This is a genomic window from Arthrobacter sp. B0316-1-20 (assembly GCF_059091865.1).
In genome coordinates this window covers 410,218-435,781 of record NZ_JBNHHC010000004.1, presented here as the reverse complement: position 1 = coordinate 435,781, position 25,564 = coordinate 410,218, and the positions used below count along the sequence as shown (strand labels likewise).

General features: G+C 65.5%; 24 protein-coding genes, 1 tRNA gene and 1 pseudogene. 2 read left to right on the top strand and 24 right to left on the bottom strand.

Annotated elements, in window-relative coordinates:
* Positions 1–60: 60 nt before the first annotated feature.
* The 22 genes and pseudogenes from AC5RW2_RS09425 to argS form a co-directional block, all read right to left on the bottom strand.
* Positions 61–492 carry a DUF2550 domain-containing protein gene (locus tag AC5RW2_RS09425; RefSeq protein WP_493949861.1) on the bottom strand — a complete coding sequence of 144 codons (432 nt, stop codon included), beginning with the start codon at positions 490–492 and terminating at the stop codon, positions 61–63.
* Positions 493–498: 6 nt separating this feature from the next.
* A complete protein-coding gene (locus AC5RW2_RS09420) occupies positions 499–792 on the bottom strand; it encodes a F0F1 ATP synthase subunit epsilon (RefSeq protein ID WP_493949860.1) in 294 nt (97 codons plus the stop codon).
* Positions 793–797: 5 nt separating this feature from the next.
* Positions 798–2,261 carry a F0F1 ATP synthase subunit beta gene (gene atpD / locus AC5RW2_RS09415; RefSeq protein ID WP_493949859.1) on the bottom strand — a complete coding sequence of 488 codons (1,464 nt, stop codon included), beginning with the start codon at positions 2,259–2,261 and terminating at the stop codon, positions 798–800.
* Between the two features lie 59 nt (positions 2,262–2,320).
* Positions 2,321–3,214, bottom strand: a complete 894-nt coding sequence (locus tag AC5RW2_RS09410) for a F0F1 ATP synthase subunit gamma (protein ID WP_493949858.1) — start codon at positions 3,212–3,214, stop codon at positions 2,321–2,323.
* A 71-nt stretch (positions 3,215–3,285) separates the two neighbouring features.
* On the bottom strand, positions 3,286–4,923 hold the full coding sequence (gene atpA / locus AC5RW2_RS09405; RefSeq protein WP_493949857.1) for a F0F1 ATP synthase subunit alpha: 1,638 nt from the start codon (positions 4,921–4,923) through the stop codon (positions 3,286–3,288).
* A 104-nt stretch (positions 4,924–5,027) separates the two neighbouring features.
* Positions 5,028–5,843: a F0F1 ATP synthase subunit delta gene (locus AC5RW2_RS09400; RefSeq protein ID WP_493949856.1), complete on the bottom strand. Its 816-nt coding sequence runs from the start codon at positions 5,841–5,843 to the stop codon at positions 5,028–5,030.
* Positions 5,843–6,391, bottom strand: coding sequence for a F0F1 ATP synthase subunit B (locus tag AC5RW2_RS09395; protein WP_493949855.1), 549 nt, complete (start codon positions 6,389–6,391; stop codon positions 5,843–5,845). Before AC5RW2_RS09395 ends, AC5RW2_RS09400 begins: the two co-directional genes overlap by 1 nt.
* Before the next feature lie 48 nt (positions 6,392–6,439).
* Positions 6,440–6,655, bottom strand: coding sequence for an ATP synthase F0 subunit C (gene atpE, locus AC5RW2_RS09390; protein WP_127511455.1), 216 nt, complete (start codon positions 6,653–6,655; stop codon positions 6,440–6,442).
* A gap of 65 nt (positions 6,656–6,720) precedes the next feature.
* Entirely contained in the window at positions 6,721–7,527 is an 807-nt protein-coding gene (gene atpB / locus AC5RW2_RS09385; protein WP_493949854.1) for a F0F1 ATP synthase subunit A, read from the bottom strand.
* A gap of 86 nt (positions 7,528–7,613) precedes the next feature.
* Positions 7,614–7,886: an AtpZ/AtpI family protein gene (locus AC5RW2_RS09380; protein ID WP_493949853.1), complete on the bottom strand. Its 273-nt coding sequence runs from the start codon at positions 7,884–7,886 to the stop codon at positions 7,614–7,616.
* Positions 7,876–8,388, bottom strand: coding sequence for a Cg1360 family ATP-synthase-associated protein (locus tag AC5RW2_RS09375; RefSeq protein ID WP_493949852.1), 513 nt, complete (start codon positions 8,386–8,388; stop codon positions 7,876–7,878). The genes AC5RW2_RS09380 and AC5RW2_RS09375 overlap by 11 nt, the downstream gene beginning before the upstream one ends.
* A 95-nt stretch (positions 8,389–8,483) precedes the next feature.
* Entirely contained in the window at positions 8,484–9,497 is a 1,014-nt protein-coding gene (locus AC5RW2_RS09370; RefSeq protein ID WP_493962827.1) for an MraY family glycosyltransferase, read from the bottom strand.
* Entirely contained in the window at positions 9,494–11,368 is a 1,875-nt protein-coding gene (locus tag AC5RW2_RS09365) for a polysaccharide biosynthesis protein (protein WP_493962828.1), read from the bottom strand. Before AC5RW2_RS09365 ends, AC5RW2_RS09370 begins: the two co-directional genes overlap by 4 nt.
* Positions 11,369–11,379: 11 nt before the next feature.
* Positions 11,380–12,039: pseudogene (locus AC5RW2_RS09360) on the bottom strand (L-threonylcarbamoyladenylate synthase); the annotation flags it as partial.
* An 18-nt stretch (positions 12,040–12,057) separates the two neighbouring features.
* Complete coding sequence (prmC, locus tag AC5RW2_RS09355; RefSeq protein WP_493962829.1) at positions 12,058–12,903, bottom strand: peptide chain release factor N(5)-glutamine methyltransferase; 846 nt, start codon at positions 12,901–12,903, stop codon at positions 12,058–12,060.
* A gap of 6 nt (positions 12,904–12,909) precedes the next feature.
* Complete coding sequence (prfA, locus tag AC5RW2_RS09350; RefSeq protein WP_493949848.1) at positions 12,910–13,989, bottom strand: peptide chain release factor 1; 1,080 nt, start codon at positions 13,987–13,989, stop codon at positions 12,910–12,912.
* A gap of 206 nt (positions 13,990–14,195) precedes the next feature.
* Complete coding sequence (gene rho, locus AC5RW2_RS09345; protein WP_493962830.1) at positions 14,196–16,313, bottom strand: transcription termination factor Rho; 2,118 nt, start codon at positions 16,311–16,313, stop codon at positions 14,196–14,198.
* A gap of 320 nt (positions 16,314–16,633) precedes the next feature.
* Positions 16,634–17,620 (bottom strand): homoserine kinase, encoded by a 987-nt coding sequence (gene thrB, locus AC5RW2_RS09340; RefSeq protein WP_493962831.1) that lies wholly within the window; start codon positions 17,618–17,620, stop codon positions 16,634–16,636.
* On the bottom strand, positions 17,613–18,713 hold the full coding sequence (gene thrC / locus AC5RW2_RS09335) for a threonine synthase (protein WP_493962832.1): 1,101 nt from the start codon (positions 18,711–18,713) through the stop codon (positions 17,613–17,615). Before thrC ends, thrB begins: the two co-directional genes overlap by 8 nt.
* Positions 18,714–20,039, bottom strand: coding sequence for a homoserine dehydrogenase (locus AC5RW2_RS09330; RefSeq protein WP_493963148.1), 1,326 nt, complete (start codon positions 20,037–20,039; stop codon positions 18,714–18,716).
* A gap of 57 nt (positions 20,040–20,096) precedes the next feature.
* Complete coding sequence (locus AC5RW2_RS09325; protein ID WP_493962833.1) at positions 20,097–21,587, bottom strand: diaminopimelate decarboxylase family protein; 1,491 nt, start codon at positions 21,585–21,587, stop codon at positions 20,097–20,099.
* On the bottom strand, positions 21,587–23,230 hold the full coding sequence (argS, locus tag AC5RW2_RS09320) for an arginine--tRNA ligase (RefSeq protein ID WP_493962834.1): 1,644 nt from the start codon (positions 23,228–23,230) through the stop codon (positions 21,587–21,589). Before argS ends, AC5RW2_RS09325 begins: the two co-directional genes overlap by 1 nt.
* A 220-nt stretch (positions 23,231–23,450) precedes the next feature.
* On the opposite strand from argS, the gene AC5RW2_RS09315 reads away from it, so the two are divergent.
* A tRNA-Arg gene (locus tag AC5RW2_RS09315) sits at positions 23,451–23,523 on the top strand.
* Positions 23,524–23,631: 108 nt separating this feature from the next.
* On the opposite strand, the gene AC5RW2_RS09310 is transcribed toward AC5RW2_RS09315, so the two are convergent.
* A complete protein-coding gene (locus AC5RW2_RS09310) occupies positions 23,632–24,627 on the bottom strand; it encodes a GlxA family transcriptional regulator (RefSeq protein ID WP_493962835.1) in 996 nt (331 codons plus the stop codon).
* Between the two features lie 81 nt (positions 24,628–24,708).
* Between AC5RW2_RS09310 and AC5RW2_RS09305 the strand changes: the two genes are divergently transcribed.
* The gene (locus AC5RW2_RS09305) at positions 24,709–24,876 is read left to right on the top strand and encodes a hypothetical protein (RefSeq protein WP_493949840.1); all 168 of its coding nucleotides are present in this window, start codon (positions 24,709–24,711) and stop codon (positions 24,874–24,876) included.
* Positions 24,877–24,933: 57 nt separating this feature from the next.
* Here the strand turns inward: AC5RW2_RS09305 and AC5RW2_RS09300 are convergent, their stop codons facing one another.
* The gene (locus AC5RW2_RS09300; protein ID WP_493962836.1) at positions 24,934–25,491 is read right to left on the bottom strand and encodes a DinB family protein; all 558 of its coding nucleotides are present in this window, start codon (positions 25,489–25,491) and stop codon (positions 24,934–24,936) included.
* Positions 25,492–25,564: the final 73 nt, after the last annotated feature.

Sequence of the window (25,564 nt, the reverse complement as noted above, 5' to 3'; positions counted from 1 at the left end):
TTGTGCTGTTTAACGGCTGACGGCGCGGCTCCCGGGGGAACCGCGCCGCCTCATCCAGGCCTAGCGCCAGGTGCCGATGCCGATCACCGGTCCGGCTTCCAGCCAGGACGAAAGACCTGCGTAGACATCGAAAGTCATCGCCATCGCCAGATCATGTTTTTCATGCGTGAGCATCACGACGATCGCCCCGGGCTGGATCTTGGCCCGTTCGGTTTCGGTCGGTTGCCGCCAGCCCTGCAGTTCCAGGGAACTGCGCCGGAACCTATAGCGCGGCTTGGGACTCAACGACAGCAGGCGCAACCATTCCAAATGGGTGTCCGTATAACGACAAACCCCCATCTGCCAGCTGCCGGGCAGCATGGCGATGGAGGCGTCGAAGGTGCCCAGAGCGCGCCGCAGTTGATAGCGGCGCACTCCGAAGGCAATCAGTGCCAACACCAGCAGCAGGAAGACTGCGGCCAGGATGGCGAACGTGATGTCGAGACCGTTCACCGGCGGCTAGCTGGTCGCCGTGGCCTCGTCGCCAACCGTCGCATTATCTGCAACGATGACGACCCGGTTGCTGTCGACGGAGAAGAACCCACCGTCGACATTCACGTTGATGCGGTCACCAGACACGGGCTCGATGGCCAGCTCTCCGGCTGCCAGGATGGCCAGCACCGGGGAGTGCCCCGGCAGGATCCCGATTTCGCCGTCGCTGGTCCGCGCCTTGACCATTGTTGCCTGCCCGGACCACACGAAGTGGTCCGCGGCAACAATCTCAACTTCCAGTTCAGCAGAAATATTAGCCACAGGCCTTACTTCCCGGTCTGTTCCTGGATCTTGGCCCACTGGCGCTCAACATCGTCCAGGCCGCCCACGTTGAAGAAGGCCTGCTCGGCGATGTGGTCGAGCTCGCCGTCGCAGATGGCCTTGAAGCCTTCCACGGTGTCCTTGATGGAAACCGTGGAACCCTCGACGCCGGTGAACTGCTTGGCGGTGTAGGTGTTCTGCGACAGGAACTGCTGGATGCGGCGGGCCCGGGCGACGACGATCTTGTCTTCTTCGCCCAGTTCATCAATGCCGAGGATGGCAATGATGTCCTGCAGTTCCTTGTTCTTCTGCAGGATCTGCTTCACACGCACAGCGGTGTTGTAGTGGTCGTGACCGATGTACTGCGGATCCAGGATGCGTGACGTCGAGGTCAGCGGATCCACGGCCGGGTACAGGCCACGCGATGCGATTTCACGGGAAAGTTCCGTGGTCGCATCCAGGTGGGCGAAGGTGGTCGCCGGAGCCGGGTCGGTGTAGTCATCCGCGGGGACGTAGATCGCCTGCATCGACGTAATCGAGTGGCCCTTGGTGGAGGTGATGCGTTCCTGCAACACGCCCATCTCGTCGGCCAGGTTCGGCTGGTAGCCCACGGCGGAGGGCATGCGGCCCAGCAGCGTGGAGACCTCGGAACCGGCCTGGGTGAAACGGAAGATGTTGTCGATAAACAGCAGCACGTCCTGCTTCTGCACATCGCGGAAGTACTCCGCCATGGTCAGGGCAGACAGGGCCACGCGCAGACGCGTTCCCGGCGGCTCATCCATCTGGCCGAACACCAAAGCGGTGTCCTTGAGCACGCCGGCTTCTTCCATTTCCACCCAGAGGTCGTTGCCCTCGCGGGTACGCTCACCAACACCGGCGAACACCGAAGTACCGCCGAAGTTGCGGGCCACACGGGTGATCATTTCCTGGATCAGCACGGTCTTGCCCACGCCGGCGCCGCCGAACAGGCCAATCTTGCCGCCCTTGATGTACGGGGTCAGCAGGTCGATCACCTTGATGCCGGTCTCCAGCATCTCGGTGGAGCCTTCCAGCTCGGCGAAGTTCGGCGCCTTGCGGTGGATCGGCCAGCGCTCGGTGATCTCCAGCTGCGAGGCTTCGACGTCCAGCGGTTCGCCCAGGACGTTGAAGATGTGGCCCTTGACGCCGTCGCCCACGGGCACGGTGATCGGGGAGCCGAGGTCCTGCACCGTGGTGCCGCGGACCAGGCCGTCGGTAGCCTGCAGCGAGATAGCGCGGACCAGGTTATCGCCCAGGTGCTGCGAGGTCTCGAAGGTGATGGTGCGGGTCTGGCCGTTGAGGGTGATCTCAGCGGTGAGGGCGTTGTACATTGCGGGGATTGCGTCCGCCGGGAATTCGACGTCGACAACCGGGCCGATGACACGGGCGATACGGCCGGTAGCGCCCGTAGCGACGGAGCCGGTTCCGTGCTCGATGGTTTGGGCAGTCATCTTTCTCACTTCTCAGTTTCGATGGCGTGGTTTATGTGTGCTGTTGCTGCAGGGACTAATTAGGACGCTGCCAGGGCGTCCGCGCCACCGACAATTTCGGTGAGTTCCTGCGTGATCTCTGCCTGACGCGCGTTGTTGCGCAGTCGCGTGTACTTCTCGATCAGGTCCGTGGCGTTGTCGCTGGCGGACTTCATCGCTCGCTGGCGCGCTGCAAGCTCGCTGGCAGCAGCCTGCAGCATTGCCGCGAAGATGCGCGATTCGATGTAACGCGGCAGCAGTGCGTTCAGAACCTGTTCAGGCTCCGGCTCGTACTCGTACAGCGGCAGCAGGTCGGTCTCCGCGGTGGCCTCTTCTTCCACAACCTCCAGGGGCAGCAGTCGGATGACCGCCGGCTCTTGGACAACCATGGACTTGAAGCGGGTGTAGACGATGTGAATCTCGTCTACGCCACCTTCCTCAAAGGGCGTGTTGAAGTCGGAGAGCAGTTCTTCGCCGATCTCGCGGGCGGTGCTGAACTCCGGAGAGTCCGTGCCACCCGTCCAGACCTGCTGGTACTGGATGTTCCGGAAGTCGAAGTAGGCCTGCGCCTTGCGGCCGACCAGGTAGTGACGGACTTCCTTGCCTTCTCCGTGAAGCAGCTCAGTCAAGGCCTGGGCCTGCTTCAGCACGGACGCGGAGTACGACCCCGCCAGACCGCGGTCGGAGGTCAGCACGAGCACGGCGGCCCTGCGGATCTGCTCCGGCTCGGTGGTCAGCGGATGGTCGATCTCGGACTGCGAAGCCACAGCAGAAACGGCACGGGTGATCGCATTGGCGTACGGCATCGAGGCCGCGACACGGCTGCGGGCCTTGCCAATGCGTGAGGCGGCGATCAGCTCCATCGCCTTGAAGATTTTCCGCAGCGACGAAGTCGATGCGATCTTCTGGCGGTAGACCCGAATCTGGGCTCCCATACTCTTCCTTTCCTCGTCCTCGGCGGCCGGGCGGGACCGCGATGTGGTCCCGCCCGATCAACGAAGATGAATTAGCGCTTCTGCCTGACGATCTGTTCCTGGGCGACTTCGTCTTCGGCCAGGGCATCGTACTCTTCGCGGCCGGCGCCAACCAGACGGTTGTCGCCCTCCCCGAAGAATCCCTGCTTGAAGTCGACGATCTGCGACTTCAACTCGTCGACCGTGGAATCCTCGAGCAGGTTCGTCTGCGCGATGGTCGTCAGTACCGAGCTGCGGTGCCTCAGGTGCGAGAGGAAGTCGGTCTCGAAGCGGGTAACGTCCTCGACCGGAACATCGTCCAAGTAGCCGTTGGTACCGGCCCAGATGGAGACAACCTGGTCTTCCACCGGGTACGGCGTGTACTGGCCCTGCTTGAGCAGTTCCATCAAACGCGCACCGCGGGTCAGCTGCTGGCGGGATGCTGCATCGAGGTCCGATGCGAACATGGCGAAGGCCTGCATATCGCGGTACTGCGCCAGGTCCAGCTTCAGCGTGCCGGAGACCTTCTTCATCGCCTTGACCTGTGCTGCGCCACCGACGCGGGAGACGGAGACACCCACGTCAACGGCAGGACGCTGGTTGGCGTTGAACAGGTCGGACTGCAGGAAGATCTGGCCGTCCGTGATCGAGATGACGTTGGTCGGAATGTAGGCCGAGACGTCGTTAGCCTTGGTCTCGATGATCGGCAGGCCGGTCATCGAGCCTGCGCCCAGCTCGTCGGAGAGCTTGGCACAACGCTCCAGCAGACGGGAGTGCAGGTAGAACACGTCGCCCGGGTAGGCTTCGCGTCCCGGCGGGCGGCGCAGCAGCAGCGACACGGCGCGGTAGGCTTCGGCCTGCTTGGAAAGGTCATCAAAGATGATCAGGACGTGCTTGCCGCCGTACATCCAGTGCTGGCCGATGGCCGAACCTGCGTAGGGCGCCAAGTACTTGAAGCCGGCCGGGTCGGATGCGGGCGACGCCACAATGGTGGTGTACTCCAGCGCGCCCCTGTCTTCCAAGGTCTGGCGGACGGCAGCGATGGTCGAGGCCTTCTGGCCGATCGCCACGTAGATGCAGCGGACCTGCTTGGCGACGTCGCCGGACTCCCAGTTGGCCTTCTGGTTCAGGATGGCGTCGACGGCGATGGCGGTCTTGCCGGTCTGGCGGTCGCCGATGATCAGCTGGCGCTGGCCGCGGCCGATCGGAATCATGGCGTCGATGGCCTTCATACCGGTCTGCAGCGGCTCGTGCACGGACTTACGCTGGGTGACGCCCGGAGCCTGCAGCTCCAGTGCACGGCGTTCGGCCGACTCGATCGGGCCCTTGTCGTCAATCGGGTGTCCCAGCGGGTCCACGACGCGGCCAAGGTAGGCGTCGCCGACCGGAACGGACAGGATCTCACCGGTGCGGTGAACTTCCATGCCCTCTTCGATGCCGGTGAAGTCGCCGAGGATCACGACGCCGATTTCGCGGGTGTCGAGGTTCTGGGCCAGGCCCAGCACGCCGTTCTCGAAACGCAGCAGTTCGTTCGCCATAACCGAGGGAAGACCCTCGACACGGGCGATGCCATCGCTGGCAGTGGTCACGTGGCCGACTTCGACCCGCTCGGCGCTTCCGGGTTCATAGGACGCCGCGAACTCGTTCAGCGCATTGCGGACGTCGTCGGCGTTGATGGTCAATTCGGCCATCTGCAGTCCCTGCTCTCCTGTGTTTGTGATCATCGCGTGGGGCGCGATGACCGGTGTTTAATTCAGTCTGTGTGAGGCTTCCGGTGCCAGTCTCCGAGAGGAAACTACGCCGAGAGGCTCCTGCGTAGTTCAGCCAGGCGGGAGATTACGGACGCGTCCACAACCTCGTCCCCGACCATGACCCGCAGGCCGCCAACAAGTCTCGGATCAACGTTTACGTTCATCTTCAACCCGCGACCATACAGCCGGTCAAGACCAGCCTGCAGCCGGGCTGTCTGTTCGCTGGTCAGCGGACGGGTGACGCTGACCTCCGCGATCCAGCGCTGCTGGCGCTTGGCCACCAGTTGGACGAACCGTTCGACCAGTGCCGTGGGCCTGATGCCGCGCGGTGCGGTCACCGCCTGCCGGATCAGCACTCGGGCTACCGGTCCGGCGTTCGGCACCAGCTGCAGTGCCAGCGCCGTCTTGGCTTCGTCCGAAGCCTGGGGCTCAACCAAAGCGCGCTGCAGGTCGTGATCCGACCCGACAATGCGGTTGAACGCAAACAGGTCGCTCTCCAGACCTTCGAGTCCGTCAGCACCCTGGCCCTTGTTCTCTGCAACAGCGACAGCGGTGGTGGCCGCGAGGGTCTCCAAGGCGTCCCCGATGTCGCGCGCAGAGGCCCAGCGCTTGGCAGCCAGCGAGGTGACGATGTCCCGCGCTTCCGCCGAGACCTTCCCCTCGAGGAGACGGCCGAACAGTTCGGCCTTCTCTTTGCTGTCGCGCGCCGGATCGGTCAGGGCACGGCGCAGTCCGGCATTGCTATCCAACAGGCCCAGGACGCTAAAGAGTTCCTCGGCCAGGGACAGCGAAGCGGTGGGAAGCTTAGCTTCCAGCTCCTGCAGTGCCGCTTTCAGCGACTCGCTCGATACACCGGCCATTACTTAGCAGCACCTGCACTCTGGGACTCAAGGTCGGCAAGGAAGCGGTCCACGACGCGCGCAGAACGCTCGTCGTCGTCCAGCGCTTCGCCGACGATCTTGCCAGCCAGTTCGGTCGCCAAGGCACCAACCTCGCTGCGCAGCGAGGTCACAGCAGCCTGACGCTCGGCGTCGATCTGCACCTGGGCCTGCTCGCTGATGCGTGCGGCTTCGGACTGTGCCTTCTCCTTCAGCTCCGCCAGGATCTGGGCGCCTTCAGCGCGGGCATCCTCACGGATGCGGTTGGCTTCCGTGCGGGCCTCCGTCAGCTGCTGCTTGTACTCGTCCAGTGCAGCGCTGGCTTCAGCCTGAGCTGCCTCCGCCTTAGCGATCCCGCCCTCGATAGCTTCGGTCCGCTCTGCAAACGTCTTCTCAAACGCCGGAACGACGAACTTGGCGACGATGTACATGAGGATCGCGAAGCCGATCAACGTGACGAGGATTTCCCAGACGTTAGGGATCAGAGGGTTAGCACCCTCCGCGGCGGCGAGGATCATTGCCTGATTCATATCTCACCCGTCCTATCTATTCGGTGTGGATGGTTCGCGTTGCCTTGATTAGAGGACGAACGCGAACACCAGACCAAGGATGGCCAAAGCTTCAGTCAGCGCAAGGCCCAGGAACGCGATCGGCTGCAGCACGCGCTGTGCCTCCGGCTGGCGGGCAACGCCGTTGATGTAAGCAGCGAACACGAGACCCACACCGATGGCACCGCCGATAGCGGAGAGACCGTAACCGACGAGGTTGATATTGCCTTGGATGTTGCCTTCCATTTTTTTCCTTTCAAGATGCCCTGGGGGCAGGTTGTTTGGTTCAGGTTCTTCCCCAGAGGGGAAATTTAGTGTTCCTCGGCCAGGGAGCCTTGGATGTAGATCGCGGTCAGCAGGACGAACACGTAGGCCTGCAGGACCTGGATCAGGATTTCGAAGAAGTACATGCCGACGCCGCCGGCGAGGGTGAGGATGCCCAGCGGCTTCAACCAGAAATCAGCGTCCACCAGCAGGAACTGGGTACCGGCTGCGGCCAGCATGATGATCAGGTGGCCGGCCAGCATGGTGGCGAAGAGACGGAGGCTGTGCGTGACCGGGCGGACCAGGAAGGTGGAGATGATCTCGATCAGGACGACCAGCGGCAGAATCGCCTTCGGTACACCGGAAGGGACCACGGCCAGCTTGAAGTAGCCGATGCCGTGCTTCTTGATGCCCAGCACAATCCAGGTGACGTAGACGATGCCGGCCAAGGCGTAGGCCGTGCCTACGTGCGACGTCGTCGGCAGCTGGATCAGCGGAATGGAGCCGAAGAGGTTGTTCACCAGGATGAAGAAGAACAGCGAGAACAAGAGCGGCACGAACGGCCTGAAGTCGCGCTCACCGATGATGTCCTTACCCACCGAGTTGCGGACAAAGTTGTAGCTCATTTCGCCCAAGTACTGCAGCTTGCCGGGGACAAGCTGGCGGCGGCGGGCGGCGGCAATAAAGAACCAGGAAATCAAAGCGACGGACAGCAGGACCAGCAGCATCTGCTTGCCGAAGCCCTCGCCGTACGGGGCCATCCACGGAAGAATCTCCGGTAGATGCATGTCTTCGAGGGTCGGTGGGACGAAGCCACCTTCATTAGCGGCCGCCGGAAGCGCAAGCGCGATCAACGCGTTTCCTCTCTGCAGTGTCCATCTTTGGGCGTTTCAGGGTGGGTCGCCGTCAAGGCAGGCCACCATATGAAGTTGTCTGACATTTAGGTGTGGTCCCCCGGGCCGCCCTCATGGCGACGCCGAGCGCCGCGCGTGAGCTTGTGTTTGCGGGCCAAGTAATATCCGCCTCCAGCGCCTAGAACGGCGCAGACGAAAATCAGCCAGCGGGTATCCAGCAGATAGTCCAAGCCCCAGCCTATCAAACCCCAGGCGATGATCCCGCCAACTATATAGGTCAGGACGGTGTTGCCGCCTTGGTAGGTGGAGCCGTCGCCGGAATCGTTGCGCGCCGGGTCGGATGAGCCTTTAGCTGCCATGGCCGGACTCCCCTTTCGGCTGCTGACTGTCTTCCGGTGCTGGCTCGGGATCGGCGTACAGCTGATGCCGGGTGCGCGAAAACGCGAACACCTCAGCGGCCTGCCACACGACGACGGCGGCCACTCCCGCGACGAAGAACCAGGTCCGTTCCAACCAGTCCGGTGTCCCGATGATGAACAGTGCGGCGCCGAATCCCACTACTTTGATGATGTACGTGGCTAGGAAAGCGCCGATGGCACCGGACGGATTCGACCGTCCGACAAAATGGCCCACCAGCAAGCTGATGGCGAAAAACAGCATCACCAGCACCGCGCCGAGCAGGGCGCTCACCGCACCAACTGCGCCGGCCGCGATGGCCGACATCGCGATGATCAGCACGGCAGCTGCGCCGCTTGCCAGCAGGGAAGCACGGAGGATTTTCAGCCAGGGCGACCGTGTCGGGCCGGAAACGTCGATGGCTCCGCCAGCGGCTGGAGTGCCGTCGTGGCGGGTAGCGCGCATGGGGGTCCGTTTCGGTCGCAGTCGGATCAGCTGGCCGGAAGCGGCCGCAATAATTCTACATGAGATAGAACTGGCCGACGATCAACGACCCGCTGTTACGCTGCCGGTCCGGCAGCCTTGGCTGACCGCCGGCTGAAGATCACCGGCGAACGCAGATAGAAAACAACGACGGCGGCGCCTGCCACGATGGCGGCGGCCTTGCCCACCAAGTCCGATTCCGCGGCCAAGTAGCCGCAAAAACCGGTTAGCAGCGAGCACCCGGTGACCAGCAGCGCCGACTCCAGGTGGCTGAAGCCCACGTCCGTCAGCCGCTGGTAGGCGTGCGTGCGGTGCGGCGCGTACCACCGCTCCCCCGCACTGATCCTACGCAGCAGCGTAGCGAGAGTATCCGCCAGGTAGATGGCCACCGGCCCCAACAAGTACTCCGCGGCTACTCCGTCGAGGAAAGCCGTCAGGCCAAGCATGGCCAGGGAGGCGCCCAACAGGTAGCTGCCGACATCGCCCAGGAAGACGTTGCCGCGCCCGAGGTTCCAGGGCAGGAACGCCACGAACGCGGCGGCCACGACGGCGCCGCCAACCACCAACCAGCCATGGCCGGTGACGGCTCCGGTGGCGGCGAACATCAATCCCACGGCAGTGCCGTGCAGCCCGGAGATTCCGTTTACGCCATCCATGAAATTGGCGATGTTGATGTAGGCGGCCAAGGCCAAGGCGCCGAGCGGCAGCCACCACCATGTCTGGCCGGTGAGTTCGATGGCCAGTGCGGTTCCGCCGGCGCCGATGCCCAGCTGCAGCGCCGCCCGGCCGCGGATGGACAGCCCGCGGAAGTCCTCGACCCAGCCCAGCAGCGCTGCCGCCGCGGCCACGACCGCAACCGCGAGCAGCAACTGCGGTGATTCCGCAGCATCGCCGAAGCCTGCAATCAAGAGCCCGGCCACCAGCCCGACCGCCACCGTGATGCCGACGCCGCGGACCACCGCCCGCGTGTGCGACGAACGTTCATTCGGCACGTCAAGCACTCCGTGCCGTTTGAGCAGCGGAATCAGCGCAAACGGCAGAAGGAGGCTCAGCAGAAGGGCCGCAACAACGGCCACCACGGCTGTGGTCACGAGGTCCGCTCCCGCCCGTCGGGTTCAAGGTTGTCATCCGGCGCCATTGCCACTGGGACAGTGTCCAGTGCACCGGTCGATGCGGAGACCAGATGCTGCCGGCTCTTCCAATCGGCCAAGCTCATCCGGTCCGGATCAAGTCCCTCGATGGTCGCGTGCGAGATCTTGGGGTGCAGCGGCCGCGAATCGCTTTCGCCCTCCCCGATCAGGTCTTCGTGCAGTTTCTCGCCCGGGCGCAGGCCGGTGAAGACAATCTCCACGTCCCGGCCGGACATCGCGATCATCCGCTCGGCTACGTCCAGGATCTTCACCGGTTCGCCCATGTCCAAAATCATCACTTCGCCGCCAGTGCCGATGGCGCCGGCCTGGATCACCAACTGGCAAGCTTCCGGGATGGTCATGAAGAACCTGGTGGCCTCGGCGTCGGTCACTGTGACTGGACCGCCCTTGCGGATCTGCTCGCTGAACAGCGGCAGCACCGATCCCCGGCTGCCGAGCACGTTGCCGAACCGCACCGAGACATATTTCAGTCCGGTTTCCTGCGCCACCCAGGCCGTCAGCTTCTCCGCTACCCGCTTGGAGTGGCCCAGCACGGTGGTGGGGTTGGCGGCCTTGTCGGTGGAAACGTTGACGAAAGTCTCGACTCTGGCAGCGCGCGCGGCGCGCAGCACGTTCAGCGAGCCGAGCACGTTGGTCTTCCAGGCTTCTTCCGGATACTGCTCCAGCAGCGAAACATGCTTCAGCGCCGCAGCGTGGAACACCACTTCCGGCTTCCGGTCCAAGAAAATGGCTTCAAGTGCGCCGGCGTCGCGGATGTCGGCCAGCACCGTATCCTTGCCGGTGAGCAGGCCTTGACCGGTGATCGAAATCTGGGTGCCCTGCAAGCCGGTCTCGTCGCGGTCCAGCATGATCAGTTCGGCCGGCTGGAAGGCGTGGATCTGCCGACACAGCTCGGAACCAATGGACCCGCCGGCGCCGGTCACCAGCACCCGCCTGCCGGTCACGTAGTGGGCGATTTCTTCCACGTGGATGTCTACCGGTTGGCGCCCGATCAGGTCCTCAATCGCTACTTCGCGGAAGGAGAAGTCCTGCCGTCCGCTCAGCATGTCCTTCAGCGGCGGCACCACCAAAACCCGTACGTTCAGGCCGGCGATGGAGTCGGAGATTTTCCGCATTTGCACGGAGTCGATGTCCGCGATCGCCACCAGCAGGACGGTTGCCTGGGTGCGGTGCACAATGTCCGGCAGGTCTTCCATCCTGCCCAGCACCGGTACGGACGCGATGCGCAGGTGCTTCTTGGCGGGATCGTCGTCGATCAGTCCCACCGGCAGCCACGGCGAGGCAGGATCATTGCTCATCCGGGTGACGATGTTGTTGCCGACAAAACCGGCGCCGTAAATCAGCGTGCGTTCGGCCTGTTCGCCCGGCTTGGCTTTGCTTTCCACATACATGCGCTTCAGGTAGCGCACCGCCGCCATGAACAAGCAGGCGAAGGGGAACGCGATCAGGCCGGTACCGCGGGCGATGCCCAGCGAGATGCCGAACGTCAGCAGTCCGACGGTCAGGATCACGGACACCGAGATGGTCACCATGACCAGCAGCTTGGCCTCGTGGAAACTGCCGAAACTGTAGCGTCCCTTATAGAGTGCGAAGGCGGAGCCGACGGCCACCTGGGCCGCGATCGCCAGTGCGCACAGCAGGATGATGCCGGGAATCTTGGCAGGACTCAGCGCCATTTCGTAGCGCAGGAAAACGGCCAGCACAATCGCCACGACCCAGGCCAGGGAGTCCAGCAGGATCTGCGACCAGAGCCACAGGGCGCGGTCGCTGCTGGCCGTCTTGCCGGGAGGAAGAGCGGAAACGCGGCTCATGCTTCTACCGTCTCCCCCAGGCCAAGGACATCCGGGACGACGGTGCGCAAGGTTTCCAGGCTGATGGTGCCTTCGCGCACCACCCGCAGCGGGCTGGAGGTGCAGTCCACGATGGTGGAGGGCACCGCCGTCGCGCCTTCGGCAGGACGGAAACCGTCTTCCAAATAGACGTCCACCGATTCAGCCAACTGCTCCCTGGCCTGCGCGGCCGTCTGTGCCGAGGGGTGGCCGGTGCGGTTGGCGGAGGAAACGGCCAACGGTCCGGTTGCTGCCAGCAGTTCCAGCGCCAGCTCGTCGTCGGGCATGCGCAGGGCCACGGTGCCCTTGGTTTCGCCCAGGTCCCAGGTCAGCGACGGCTGGGCATGGAAAATCAACGTCAGGCCGCCGGGCCAAAAGGCATCGGCGAGGGCGCGGGCTTCGTCGCTCACGTCGGTGGCGAGGCCGTCCATGGTCTGAGGCCGCGGCACCAGGACCGGCGGCGGCATTTTCCGCCCGCGGCCCTTGGCGGCCAGCAGGGTAGCCACCGCCTGCGGCGAGAACGCGTCGGCGGCAATCCCGTAAACCGTATCGGTGGGCATGACAACGCACTGCCGGTCGGCGAGGGCGGCTTGTGCGGCCGCGAGTCCCTCGCTGCGGTCTGCGGCGTCGGTGCAGTTGAACGTGGTGCTCACAGTTTCATTGTTCCATTCTCATAACCGTCGAGCGGACGTGGCCCGCTCGCGCCCGGTTAGATCGTACTCGGTAGCCACCTGCTGCCAGCATCCGGCAGCGTCCAGCAGGGACAGCACCGCTGCGGCCTGGACCTCGGCATGCTCCATGATGAAGTAGCCGCCGGGCTTCAACAGCCGCGCAGCGGTTGCCGCAGTGGCGGCCGGCAACTCCATGCCGTCCGCTCCCCCGCCGTAGAGTGCCATCTGCGGATCGTGCTCGGCGACTTCGGGCTCGCGCGGGACCGCTTCGGCGGGAATGTACGGCGGATTGGACACGACGACGTCGAAGGTTCCGTCATGCGCGGAGAGCGCGGTGCGCAGGTCCTCCTTCAACAGCGTGACACCCAGCGGCACGAGGTTCCGCTCGGCCCAGGCGTGCGCTAGGTCGCTGAGCTCCACCGCATACACCGTGGCCGTCGGCACTTCGCTGGTGACTGCGGCGGCGATGGCGCCGGAACCGGTGCCCAAATCCACTACTTTGGCAGCGGGCAGGGCCAGCGCATGGTCGATCGCATGCTGGGCGACGGTTTCCGTCTCCGGCCGCGGCACGAAGACGCCCGGTCCCACCTGCAGTTCCAGGTGCCGGAAGAAAGCCCGGCCGGTGATGTGCTGCAGCGGAACCCGGGTGGCGCGTTCGGCCACCAAGTCCTCCAGACCGGCCGGAGACTCCGCGTCCATCAGCGCCAGGGCACGGACGCGCCCGAGCGAAACGCCCAGCAGGTGGGCGGCCAGCAACTCGGCGTCCACGCGCGGCGAAGGGACGCCGGCCTCTGCCAGCCGCGCGGCGGCGGCGGAGAGGGCTTCGGCAAGATTCGTGCCGGGCACCGCTGGCTAGTTTTCCTCGCCCAGGGCGGCCAGTCGGTGTTCCTCGTCCGCCTGGATGGCGGACTGGATCACGGGTTCCAGTTCGCCGTTCATCACCGCGTCCAGGTTGTAGGCCTTGTAGCCGGTCCGGTGGTCGGCAATCCGGTTTTCCGGGAAGTTGTAGGTACGGATGCGCTCGGACCGGTCCATGGTGCGAATCTGCGACTTGCGGGTCTCGGAGTTCGCGGCGTCGATCTGCTCCTGCTGGTGGGCCAGCAGCCGCGCACGGAGCACACGCATACCCGCCTCGCGGTTTTGCAGCTGCGACTTCTCGTTCTGCATCGCCACCACGATGCCGGTGGGCAAGTGGGTGATGCGCACCGCCGAGTCGGTGGTGTTCACGGACTGGCCGCCGGGCCCTGAGGAACGGTAGACATCGATCTTCAGGTCGTTCTGGCTGATGTCGATTTCTTCCGGTTCGTCCACTTCGGGCAGCACCAGCACACCCGCGGCGGAGGTGTGGATGCGGCCCTGCGATTCGGTCACCGGGACACGCTGCACACGATGCACGCCGCCCTCGAACTTCATTCTGGCCCACACACCCTCGGCCGGGTCGTTCGAATTACCCTTGATGGCCATCTGCACGTCCTTGTAGCCGCCCAGATCGGATTCCGTTGCCGAGATGATTTCGGTCTTCCAGCCGCGCGACTCCGCATAGCGCATGTACATCCGCAGCAGGTCGCCCGCGAACAGCGCCGCCTCGTCGCCGCCTTCGCCGCCCTTGACCTCAATAATCACATTGCGGGCGTCGTCCGGATCGCGCGGGATCAACAGCCGGCGGAGCCGTTCCTGGGCGGTCTCGAGTTCGGCCTCGAGCCCTGGAACCTCAGCCGCCAGTTCCGGATCCTCATCGGCGAGTTCGCGGGCCGCTTCCAGATCGTCCGACAGGTGCGTCCAGCGCTTGTGCGCCTCCACAATGCCGTTCAGCTCCGCCGACCGCCGCCCCAGCTTCCGTGCCCGTGCCTGATCGGCATAGACAGCAGGGTCGCTCAATTCCTTCTGCAGCTGGGCATGCTCATCCAACAGCCCCTGAACGGACTCAAACATCTTCAAACCTCTTTCGACTCACAACAAGTCTAAATAGCAACGACAAGGACTGGGACAAAAAGCCGACTTAACAGGAACAGCCGCTGAGTTTTGGGCCGGTGTGGTTGTGGCATCGGGCCTCCGGGTGCGGGTCGGATCTGGATCGCAGATCCTGGGCCGCCCGGCGTAGGGGCGGGGCCGGCAAAAAATCAGCGGCTGTAAAGCAGCTACTTGTCGTTCTCAGCCTTCGAGCCGAGCGTCGTCTTCTGGACCTGCATCAGGAACTCGACGTTGGACTGCGTTTCCCGGATCTTGCCGGTGAGCAGTTCCAGCGCCTGCTGGGTGTCCAGTCCGGAGAGGACCCGGCGCAGGCGCCACATGATCTTGACCTCTTCGGCCGAGAGCAGGTTCTCCTCGCGGCGCGTACCGGAGGCGTTGACGTCGACCGCCGGGAAGATGCGCTTGTCCGCCAGCGAGCGGGACAGCCGCAGTTCCATGTTGCCGGTGCCCTTGAATTCCTCGAAGATGACCTCGTCCATCTTGGATCCGGTCTCCACCAAAGCGGTCGCGAGGATGGTCAGGGAGCCGCCGTTTTCGATGTTGCGGGCGGCGCCGAAGAAGCGCTTCGGCGGGTACAGCGCGGACGAGTCCACACCGCCGGAGAGGATACGGCCGGAGGCGGGAGCGGCCAGGTTGTAGGCGCGTCCCAAACGGGTCATTGAGTCCAGCAGGACCACCACGTCCATGCCCATTTCCACCAGGCGCTTGGCACGCTCGATGGCCAGTTCGGCCACCGTGGTGTGGTCATCGGCGGGACGGTCGAAGGTGGAGGCGATGACCTCGCCCTTGACCGTGCGCTGCATGTCGGTGACCTCTTCAGGCCGCTCGTCAACCAGCACCATCATGAGGTGGACCTCAGGGTTGTTGGTGGTGATCGCGTTGGCGATGGACTGCAGGATCAGGGTCTTGCCGGCCTTCGGCGGGGAGACGATCAGGCCGCGCTGGCCCTTGCCGATCGGGGCCACCAGGTCGATGACGCGGGGGCCGATCTTCTTCGGCTCGGTCTCCAGGCGCAGGCGCTCCGACGGGTAGAGCGGAACCAGCTTGGTGAAGTCCACGCGGTCCTTGTTGTCTTCCACCGGCTTGCCGTTGACGGAAGTGAGCTTGACCAGCGCGTTGAACTTCTGCCGGCTGCTCTGGCCGCCCGAATCACCGTCGCGCGGGGCGCGGATGGCGCCCACGACGGCGTCGCCCTTGCGCAGGTTGTACTTCTTGACCTGGGCCAGCGAGACGTAGACGTCGTTCGGTCCAGGCAGGTAACCGGAGGTGCGCACGAAAGCGTAGTTCTCCAGCACGTCCAGGATGCCGGCGACGGGCAGCAGCACATCGTCTTCGGAGATCTCGGTGTCGTCCACGTCCGGACCGCGTTCGCGGCCACGGCGGCGCTCATTGCGGTCGCGGTAACGGGTGTTGCTGTCGTTGTCACGGCGGTTGCGGCGGTTGCGGTTGCGTCCGCGTCCGCCGTCCTCGCCGTCATCCTGACGGTTGTCGCGGTTGTCTCGACCAGCGTCGCGGTCGGACTCGTTGCGGCTGCGGGTGCGATCGCGGGTGCGGCGATCGGACTGGCCTTCGCCGCGGCCGGACTGCTGCTGGCTGGCGCCGTCCTGTCCGTCCTTCTTCTCGTCCTGCTTGCCGGCTTCGGCGGATTCCTGCTGGGTATCGGCCTTGGTCTCGGTTACGTCCTGCTGGCCGGATTCCGAACGGCGGTTGCGTCCGCGTCCGCGGCGTTCCTGGCGGACTTCGCCGTCGGCCTGGACGGTCTCCGCTGCGGGAGCCTGGGCAGGGGCTTCGGCCGGCGCGGCGGTGGCTGTGGCGGTGGTTGCGGCCGAGGCCTCGCCGTCGGCAGATGCCGCCGTGCCGTCGCTGCTGGCGCGGCGGTTGCGGTTGCGGGTACGGCTGACCCGCTCGGCCGCCTTGTTGAGGTCACCGCCGGACGTGCTGCCGGCGCCCTCGCCTGCGGTGCCTGTGGTCTCTTCCTTGGCCGGAGCTTCTTTGGCCGGGGCTTCCTTGGCCGGAGCCGAAGCTTCCTTAGCCGGGGCCGGAGCTTCGGTGCGTGCCGGCTGGTCCACCTTCTTGGCCGCCCGGTCGGCAACCGAGGAGCCACGCTGGTGGTCGGAAATCGCGGCGACCAGGTCGCCCTTGCGCATCCGGGAGCCACCGGTGATGCCGAGCTGTCCGGCCAGCACCTGCAGTTGGGCCAGCTTCAGGCCGGCAAGGCCTGCACTCTTCGGTGCAGGAGAGTCTATTGTTTCCACACCTGCAGTCAGGTCAGTGGTTTCGGTCACGAAGGATCCTTCCCCCTCGTCGGGCGGTGTGCATTTGAAGCGCACCGCGTTGTTTGCCACCCGACCGTTGCATGAGAAGCCCGGCCGGGGTCCGTTATTGCCTGCGGCATCATGCCGAGGAAAATCCGGGTGAACAGATATGAAAGCCCTTGAAACAAGCCGTCCGGCTGGAACGTGTGAGGTCCTGTCCGGCGGATGGCCGGCAGCAACGCCTGAGTGCCGCGGAAGGCTCCTGAAAGGCTGCACCTGGAACGGGGATCCTGCCTCAACGGCTACTCGGCTTGCGTGATCCGGAGCATCCGGACAGGATTCCTCGCCGGTTAATCCCGGGGGTGCACTTCCACTTTAGCACCATCTGTGTCTACTGCCAGTTTCAGAACACGCCAGTTCCCCGGCATGTCGTGCTGTTCCAGATGGGTGGCGATGGCCTTCTGGACCTGCGCCGCTTCGGCCTCATCCGCGGCAAGCGTCATGACGGTGGGGCCGGCTCCCGAGACGACGGCCGCATGGCCCTGGCCCCGCAGCGTCTCGATGAGCGCAGCGCTGGGTTTCATGGCCGGTGCCCGGTGCCGCTGGTGCAGCCATTCTTCGGTCCCGGCCCGCAGCAGGGACGGGTCGCGGGTGAGTGCGTGGACCAAGAGTGCGGCGCGGCCGGAGTTGGCCGCAGCAACGTGGTGCGGAACCGAAGCCGGCAGCAGATTGCGTGCCGTTTCGGTGGAAAGTTCGAAGGTCGGTATGGCCACCACCGGCACGATGTCCGGGCAGATCGGAACGCGGGTGCTATAGAACACACCGGCTTCTTCCCAGGAGATGGCCAACTGGCCGCTCAGAGCCGGCGCCACGTTATCCGGATGGCCTTCCAGGGTGGAACAGACCTGCAGGATCTTCCCGGCGCCCAGGCGGTCCTGTTCCGGCAGCAGCGCATCGGCCAACAGCACGGCGGACACCACGGCGGCGGCGGAGGACCCCATCCCCCGCCCATGCGGTATCAGGTTCTCGGCTTCCAGACGCAACCCATCGGCGTCGTACCCTGCCTGGCGCAGAGTGTCGCGCAGGGTGCGGATGATGAGGTGCGATTCGTCCGAGGGTAGGTTGGCCGCGCCTTCACCCGTGACGGAAGCGTGGAAGACGCCGTCGTCGGTCGACTCCACGGTGACGGTGTCATGGAACGACAAGGCCAGGCCCAGGCTGTCGAAGCCCGGCCCCAGGTTGGCGCTGGTGGCCGGCACCCGGACCGTGACGCGCTGGCCGGGCGCGATGCGGCCGGCCACCACGGCGTCCTCCCCCGCCAAAATGCTGCTACTCAAGACCCAGGGCGGAGGCCACGCTGACCACGTCGAAGTCCACCTTGATCGGCGACGCTTCGCTGCCGTCCTCGGTTCGCAGTGCCCACTGCGGGTCCTTCAGGCCGTGTCCGGTGACCGTGACGACGATGGTCTTGCCCGCAGGCACTTCACCCGCGGCGTGCTTCTTGATCACGCCGGCCACGCCGGCGGCAGAGCCCGGCTCCACGAAGACGCCCTCCTTCGAGGACAGCCAGCGGTGCGCGGCCAGGATCTCGTCGTCGGTCACGGAGTCGATCAGTCCGCCGGACTCGTCGCGGGCGGCAATGGCGGTCTCCCAGGAGGCCGGATTGCCGATTCGGATAGCGGTGGCGATGGTCTCCGGTTCGGTCACCGGGTGGCCCAGCACCAGCGGGGCGGCGCCGGCTGCCTGGAAGCCCCACAGCGTCGGCGTCTTGGTGGCGACCGGGCCGAGCATGCCGGCAGTAGCGGACTGGTACGGCTCGGCGTACTCCCGGTAGCCCTTCCAGTAAGCGGTGATGTTGCCCGCGTTGCCTACCGGCATCACGTGGATGTCCGGGGCGTCGCCCAGGTAGTCGACCGTTTCGAAGGCTGCCGTCTTCTGGCCCTGGATGCGTGCCGGATTCACCGAGTTGACCAGGAACACCGGGTAGGCCTCGGAGAGTTTGCGGGCCACTTCCAGGCAGTTGTCGAAGTTGCCGTTGATCTGGATGATTTCGGCACCGTGCGCGATCGCCTGGCTCATCTTGCCCATGGCGATCTTGCCGGCGGGCACCAGCACCGCGCACTTCAGGCCGGCCTGGGTGGCGTAGGCGGCGGCGGAGGCGGAGGTGTTGCCGGTGGACGCGCAGACCACGGCCTTGGCGCCTGCCTCCACCGCCGCCGTCATGGCCATGGTCATGCCGCGGTCCTTGAAGGAGCCGGTGGGGTTCATCCCCTCCACCTTCAGGTACACCTCGGAGCCGGTCAGCTCGGAGAGCGCCTTGGCATGCACCAGCGGGGTGCCGCCTTCGCCGAGGGTGATGATCTCGGTCTGCTCCGTTACCGGCAGCCGGTCCGCGTATTCACGGATGACGCCGCGCCATTGGTGGGCCACTTAGATTCCTTCTACTCGCAGGACAGAGGTTACAGCGTTGACAATATCGAGCCCGCGCACGGCCTCGACCGTCGCGGCCAGCGACGCCTCGGACGCCCGGTGCGTGACGAAGCGCAGCTCGGCGGTCACCTGGCCGCCGGCCTCGGCAGTGTCCGGGTGCCCTTCGGCGTGGATGGTCTGGCGCATGGTCTCGATGGAGACGCCGTGGTCGGCGAAGACGCCGGCAATCTGGGCCAGCACGCCCGGCTGGTCGGCTACTTCCAGGCCGACATAGTAGCTGGTCTTGACCGAGTCCAGTCCGACGGCGGGCAACTGAACCGTGGCGGTTTCGGTCCGGCCCGGGCCGCCGCCGACCATGCGCCGGGCGGCGCTGACCACATCGCCCACGACGGCCGAAGCGGTCGGCGCTCCGCCGGCCCCCTGGCCGTAGAACATCATTTCGCCGGCGTTTTCGGCTTCCACGAAGACCGCGTTGAACGCTCCGTGCACGGCTGCCAGCGGGTGCTTGCGCGGCAGCAGGGTCGGGTGGACCCGCACGGCTACGCCCTCGCGGCCGTCGGCGCCGCGCAGCCGCTCGGCGATGGACAGCAGCTTGATCACGTAGCCGGTGTCCTTTGCCGCGGCGATGTCGTCAGCCGAGATGGAGCTGATGCCCTGGCACTGGACGTCGGCCAGGTCGAACGCGGTATGGAAGGCCAGCTCGGCCAGGATCGCGCCCTTGGCGGCGGCGTCATGGCCTTCGACGTCGGCGGTGGGATCCGCCTCGGCGTAGCCGAGTTCCTGCGCGGCGGCCAGCGCGTCGGCAAACTGGGCGCCGGTGGAGTCCATCTGGTCAAGGATGTAGTTGGTGGTGCCGTTGACAATGCCCATCACCTTGGTGATGCGGTCACCCGCCAGCGACTCGCGGATGGGCCGCAGCAGCGGAATGGCGCCGGCAACTGCTGCTTCGAAGGAGAGCTCGACGCCGGCCTCATCGGCGCGGGCGTACAGGTCCTGGCCGTCGGCCGCCAGGAGGGCCTTGTTGCCGGTGACGACCGCGGCGCCGTTGTCGATCGCGGTGCGGATGAGCGTCCGGGCCGGTTCCAGTCCGCCGAGCAGCTCAATCACAATGTCGGCGTCCTTGACCAGCGGCTCGGCCTCGGTGGTGAACAGCTCGGCGGGCAACTCCACCGTCCGCTTGGCGGCAACGTCGCGCACCGCGATCCCGGTCAGTTCCAGCCGTGCGCCGGTGCGCGCGGCGAGCACTTCGGCGTCGTCAATCAGGATCCGGGCCACCTGGGCTCCGACATTCCCGCATCCCAACAGTGCTACTTTCAGCGTTTTCATGCTGCCCAAACTCTCAGTCTTTTTGTCTCTCTCGCCTTGCCTGCCGCCCGCCGGGGGTCAGCCCAGGTCGCGGGCCAGCAGGTCGTCTTCGGTTTCGCCGCGGATGATCAACCGCGCCTCGCCGCCGCGCACCGCCACCACGGGCGGCCGGGCGACGTAGTTGTAGTTGCTGGAGAGCGCCCAGCAATAGGCCCCGGTCGCCGGCACTGCCAGCAGGTCCCCCGCCTCGATGTCCTCGGGCAGGTAAACGTTCCTGACTACAATGTCACCGCTCTCGCAGTGTTTACCAACCACGCGGGAAATAATCGGCGCGGCTTCCGTCACACGGGAAGCCAACACGGCCGAATAATCGGCGTCGTAGAGCACCGGGCGGGCGTTATCGCTCATGCCGCCATCCACCGACACATAGCGCCGCGGGCTGCTGCCGCCACCGTCCAGGTCAACCTGCACGGTCTTGCGGGTACCGGCCGAGTAAAGGGTGAACGTGCTCGGCCCGGCGATCGCGCGGCCGGGCTCAATCGAGATCCGCGGCACCGGGATGCCCAGCCGCTCGGTGGTGGAGCGAACGACGGCGGCCATCGCCTGGGCGAGTTCGGCCGGCGGGCGCGGGGTGTCGGCTTCGGTGTAGGCAATGCCGTAGCCGCCACCCAGATCGAGTTCATGCAGATCGACGCCGTGATCATCCCGGACCTGCGCCACGAAGGTCAGCAGCCGTTCGGCCGCCAGCGCGAAGCCCTCGGGCTCGAAAATCTGCGAGCCGATATGGCAGTGCAGGCCCAGCAGGTTGATCGACTCGTGCGCCAGCGCCGCCGCCACGGCCTGCGCGGCGGGCGAGCCGGCGGACCGAGCCGGCGCACCGCCGTCGTGCTCCGTACGGTGCTGTTCCTGACCGGCGTCGGCGGCGGCCATCGAGAGGCCGAACTTCTGGTCTTCATGCGCCGTGGCAATGAACTCGTGTGTGTGCGCGTGCACGCCGGGGGTCAGCCGCAGCATCACGTTGGCCATGTCGCCGCGGGCTGCGGCGATGGCGCCCACCCGCGCCAGTTCATCCAGGCTGTCCACCACAATGCGGCCCAGCCCCATGTCCAGCGCGCGGTGGATCTCGGCGTCCGACTTGTTGTTGCCGTGCAGGCCCAGGTTCTCCCCCGGGATACCCGCGCGGGCGGCAACGGCGAGCTCGCCGCCGCTGCAGGTGTCCAGCCGAAGCCCTTCCTGGGCCACCCAACGGGCGATCTCCACGCTGAGGAACGCCTTGCCGGCGTAGTAAACGTCCACGCCGCCGCACAGCGAACCGAAGGCCTCGTCGAAGGCCTGCTTGAACGCGCGGGCGCGGGCCCGGAAGTCGTCCTCGGAAACCACGAACAGCGGCGTGCCGAACTGCTCCTTGAGCGCGGCGACGCCGATGCCGGAGATTTCCAGCTCTCCGGCTGCACCGCGGGCCACGTCCTGGGCCCACAGCTTGGCGTCCAGTGTGTTGACGTCCTGCGGGCAGGTCAGCCAGTCCGGGGCCAGCTCGGACGCGGCGCCGGATTTGTATGCTGCGGGCATTACATCCTCTCCGGGGCGCTGACGCCCAGCAGGTCCAGACCGTTGGCCAGCACCTGGGTGACGGCAGTGTTCAGCCACAGCCGGGTACGGTGCGTGTCGGTCACTTCGCCGTCGCCAATCGGGGTGACACGGCAGGCGTCGTACCAGCGGTGGTAGGCGCCGGCGATGACTTCGAGATGGCGGGCGACACGGTGCGGTTCGCGGAACTTCGCGGCCATGGCGACCACCGACGGGTAGGCGCCCAGCACGGCCAGCAGTTCATTCTCGGTGGCGTGGTCCAGCAGTGACGCGTCGAACGCGCTGCGGTCCACTCCGGAGGCAGTTGCATTGCGGGCGACGGCGCAGGTGCGTGCATGTGCGTACTGCACGTAGTAGACCGGGTTGTCATTGCTGTGCTTAACCAGCAGGTCCAGGTCTATGTCGATGTTCGAATCGGCGTGCGAACGGGTCAGCGCGTACCTGGCCGCATCAACGCCCACCGCGTCGACGAGGTCCTCCATGGTCACCACGGTGCCGGCGCGCTTGGACATCCGCATCGGCTTGCCGTCCTTGACCAGGTTGACCATCTGGCCGATCAGCACCTCCACCCGGTCGGCGCTGTCGCCCATGGCGGCCGCAGCGGCCTTCAACCGGGCAACGTAGCCGTGGTGGTCCGCGCCAAGCATGTAGATGCAGAGGTCGAACCCGCGGTCCCGCTTGTTCTTGAAGTAGGCAATGTCACCGGCGATGTAGGCCGCGTTGCCGTCGGACTTGATCACCACGCGGTCCTTGTCGTCGCCGAAGTCGGTGGACTTCAGCCACCATGCGCCGTCGTTGAAGTAGAGGCTGCCCGAGCTTTTCAGTTCTTCCAGCAACTTGTCGACGGCGCCGTCCTCGAACAGGGAATTCTCATGGAAGTACACATCGAAATCCACGCCGAATTCATGCAGCGATTTCTTGATGGCCGCGAACATCAACTCGACGCCGCGGCTGCGGAATTCTTCCTGCGGGTCCGCAGCCGAGAGCGCGTCGGGGTTTTGTTCCAGCACTGCGTTGGCGATGTCGGCGATGTAGTCTCCGCCGTATCCGTCCTCGGGTGCCGGCTCCCCCTTGGCTTTCGCCAGCAGGGAACGGGCAAAGCGGTCGATCTGCGAACCGTGGTCGTTGAAGTAGTACTCGCGCGCGACGTCCGCGCCCTGGGCAACAAGGATGCGCGCCAGCGAATCGCCCAGCGCGGCCCAGCGGGTGCCACCCAGATGGATGGGGCCGGTGGGGTTGGCGGAGACGAACTCCAGGTTGATGCGCTGCCCGGCCAGATCATCGCTGGTGCCGTAGCCGGTTCCCGCCTCGACGATGCTCTTGGCCAGCACGCCGGCGGCGGCGGCATCCACGGTGATGTTGAGGAAGCCGGGGCCGGCAATCTCGACCCGGGCCACGCCGTCGATCTTCTCCAGCCGGGCGCTGAGGATCTCCGCGAACTGGCGGGGATTCATGCCGGCCTTTTTGCCCAACTGCATGGCAATGTTGGTGGCCCAGTCCCCATGCTCCCGGTTCTTCGGTCGCTCCACCCGGACCTCGTCCGGCATTTCGACGGCGAAATCGCCGGCGTCGACGGCGGCCTGCAGGCAGGCGGCAATGGCAGCGGAAAGTTCTTCAGGAGTCACCCCACAAGCATAGGGCAATCGCTTGTACCGCCCGGCTTTCCACGGTCCGGCTGTGACGGGGCTCGCACCGGTCTTTCGGGGGCGTCTTTCGGCGCGGCCGCCGGTCTCTCCCCCCAGGACGGCCCCTCCGGCGGTGCGGCGTTGCGCATTTCTTTTGCCGGGCCGGATGCTGATAAGCTCAATAGGTCCCGCAGGGCATCAGGCGAACAGCCGGTGCCGCGCCCTCGTAGCTCAGGGGATAGAGCGTCTGCCTCCGGAGCAGAAGGCCGTAGGTTCGAATCCTATCGAGGGCACTGATGATGCAGGACAAGGGAATCCCCGGCCAAATCGGCCGGGGATTCCCTGTTTAAGCGCCTACCGGAGCACCTTGCCCCTGTTTTTGGCTTTGGGGGTGACCGTCGCTAACGGGCCGCGGCCGCAGCCTGCAGAGCCGTGGCCGAAACGGCGTTGCCGCGGAAGGTGCGGCGGTAGGCCGCCGGGCTCACGCCGACGGACTTGGCGAAATGGTGGCGCAGCAGCACCGCTTGGCCGAAGCCGGTGATCCGCGCAATTTCGTCGATATTCAGATCCGATTCCTCCAGCAGCTCCTGCGCGCGGAGTACCCGCTGCGCGTTGATCCATGCTGCAGGTGTGGCACCGGTTTCGGCCCGGAACCGGCGCGCGAAGGTGCGCTCTGACATATGCACCCTGGCGGCCAGCTGGGCGACGGTCACGTCCTGGGCCAGGTTTTCATCCAGCCACACCAGCAGGTCTTTGAGCGTGTGGCAGCCGGCCAGCGACATCGGACGGTCAATGTACTGTGCCTGCCCGCCGGCCCGGTGCGGCGGCACCACCATGTCCCGGGCGATGGCGGTGGCCACCGAGGCCCCGAGTTCGGTCCTGACCAAGTGCAGGCAGGCGTCGATCCCCGCGGCCGTCCCGGCACTGGTGATGATGCGGTCGTCCTCTACATACAGCACGTTCTCGTCGACGTCGATCTGCGGATAGCTGGCGGCCAACTGATGGGAGTACTGCCAGTGTGTTGTGGCGCGGCGCCCGTCCAGCAGTCCCGCTTCGGCCAGCACAAAGGCCGCCGAGCACACGGACAACACCCAGGCGCCGCGGGCATGCGCGGCGTGCAGGGCGTCCCGCAGCTCGTCGGGGACTTGATCCATCTGCTGGTAGGGGGCAACCACCACCAGGTCTGCGTCGGCCGCCGCCTCCAGCCCAAGCGGGACGTTGAGGGAAAATCCCAGCTTGCTGCTGACCACCCCGGGCACCGTGGTGCAGATCCGGAAGTCGAACGCCGGAACGCCCGTGCCACGGTCGGACCGGTCAATGCCGAAGACCTCGCAGACCACTCCAAACTCGAACGGCGCGGCCCCCGGTAGCACCACCACAGCCACTGTTTTCAACATGCAACCAGTATGGCAGTTTTTTATGCTTTATGGTCGTTTCTGCCACTCTTTTTTGGGCTGCTTCAGGATCACCATTGAGGCATGGAACTACTTCTGATCACCGCATTGGCACTCTTCGTCATCGTCGCCACCCTCCGATTGGTCATCCGGGACGGACGCGGCGCAACCCCGCCGGAACGTTCACACGCCGATTGGACCGCTGGCTCGGTCCCGAGCCGCCCCTATTCCGATCTCGTCCGGCTGGTCTGACCCGAGCCGCCCGAACCCGCCTAAGCCCGGCCGGTACACCGGCCGGGCTTCGTCTTTCTACTGCCGGTGGGCGAACAAGTCCCGCAAGAGCGCAATCTCGGCCAAATGGTGAATCATTTCCCGATTGATGTGCAGCACCAGCGCCGCCATGGACCGGTCGGCAAAATGCCCCTCCGCCGGTCCGCACGGCCGGCCCAGCCCGTCCTCCCCGAGCGCGCGGACCCCGTCAAGCCACCGCTCGTAGTATTCGTCCAGCAAGGCCAACGCCCGGGCGGCGGTCGCCGGATATTCGAAGGACTCGTAGCCCACCTCTGGGCCGCCAAAGTGCGAAGCGTTCCGGCTTCCCAGCACCCCCACCAGAATGTGGTTCAGACGCCAGGCCACCGTCGTGAACGGCGGCGGTTTCGGTTCCGGGACTGCGAATTCGATGACAAAATCTCCCGCGCCCACCGCCATCTGGGCCGTGCTGGTGCCGCGGCGACGGACGTTCCAGCAGCCCTCGGCCGGCTCCCAGAAATACTCCTCGTCGGTGAGTCCCTGCAACCGGGGACGTGCCTGGGCGTCCCAGTGCCAGGTCAGCTGCTCAACCAATTCCACTGCTGGGTTGAATGACATCGCCGCTCCCATCCCGCCTGACATTCGGTCAGGCGGACCCTCGAGTCCATCTTGGATGGGTAGGTCAGTCCTT

What these genes read in the sequence shown, in the direction of transcription:
- atpD (WP_493949859.1), bottom strand. Translation starts at nt 2,261, where the DNA reads ATGACTGCCCAAACCATCGAGCACGGAACCGGCTCCGTCGCTACGGGC.
- AC5RW2_RS09410 (WP_493949858.1), bottom strand. Translation starts at nt 3,214, where the DNA reads ATGGGAGCCCAGATTCGGGTCTACCGCCAGAAGATCGCATCGACTTCG.
- atpA (WP_493949857.1), bottom strand. Translation starts at nt 4,923, where the DNA reads ATGGCCGAATTGACCATCAACGCCGACGACGTCCGCAATGCGCTGAAC.
- AC5RW2_RS09400 (WP_493949856.1), bottom strand. Translation starts at nt 5,843, where the DNA reads ATGGCCGGTGTATCGAGCGAGTCGCTGAAAGCGGCACTGCAGGAGCTG.
- AC5RW2_RS09395 (WP_493949855.1), bottom strand. Translation starts at nt 6,391, where the DNA reads ATGAATCAGGCAATGATCCTCGCCGCCGCGGAGGGTGCTAACCCTCTG.
- atpE (WP_127511455.1), bottom strand. Translation starts at nt 6,655, where the DNA reads ATGGAAGGCAACATCCAAGGCAATATCAACCTCGTCGGTTACGGTCTC.
- AC5RW2_RS09380 (WP_493949853.1), bottom strand. Translation starts at nt 7,886, where the DNA reads ATGGCAGCTAAAGGCTCATCCGACCCGGCGCGCAACGATTCCGGCGAC.
- AC5RW2_RS09375 (WP_493949852.1), bottom strand. Translation starts at nt 8,388, where the DNA reads ATGCGCGCTACCCGCCACGACGGCACTCCAGCCGCTGGCGGAGCCATC.
- AC5RW2_RS09365 (WP_493962828.1), bottom strand. Translation starts at nt 11,368, where the DNA reads ATGAGCCGCGTTTCCGCTCTTCCTCCCGGCAAGACGGCCAGCAGCGAC.
- prfA (WP_493949848.1), bottom strand. Translation starts at nt 13,989, where the DNA reads ATGTTTGAGTCCGTTCAGGGGCTGTTGGATGAGCATGCCCAGCTGCAG.
- AC5RW2_RS09330 (WP_493963148.1), bottom strand. Translation starts at nt 20,039, where the DNA reads ATGAAAACGCTGAAAGTAGCACTGTTGGGATGCGGGAATGTCGGAGCC.
- AC5RW2_RS09325 (WP_493962833.1), bottom strand. Translation starts at nt 21,587, where the DNA reads ATGCCCGCAGCATACAAATCCGGCGCCGCGTCCGAGCTGGCCCCGGAC.
- AC5RW2_RS09310 (WP_493962835.1), bottom strand. Translation starts at nt 24,627, where the DNA reads ATGTTGAAAACAGTGGCTGTGGTGGTGCTACCGGGGGCCGCGCCGTTC.
- AC5RW2_RS09305 (WP_493949840.1), top strand. Translation starts at nt 24,709, where the DNA reads ATGGAACTACTTCTGATCACCGCATTGGCACTCTTCGTCATCGTCGCC.
- AC5RW2_RS09300 (WP_493962836.1), bottom strand. Translation starts at nt 25,491, where the DNA reads ATGTCATTCAACCCAGCAGTGGAATTGGTTGAGCAGCTGACCTGGCAC.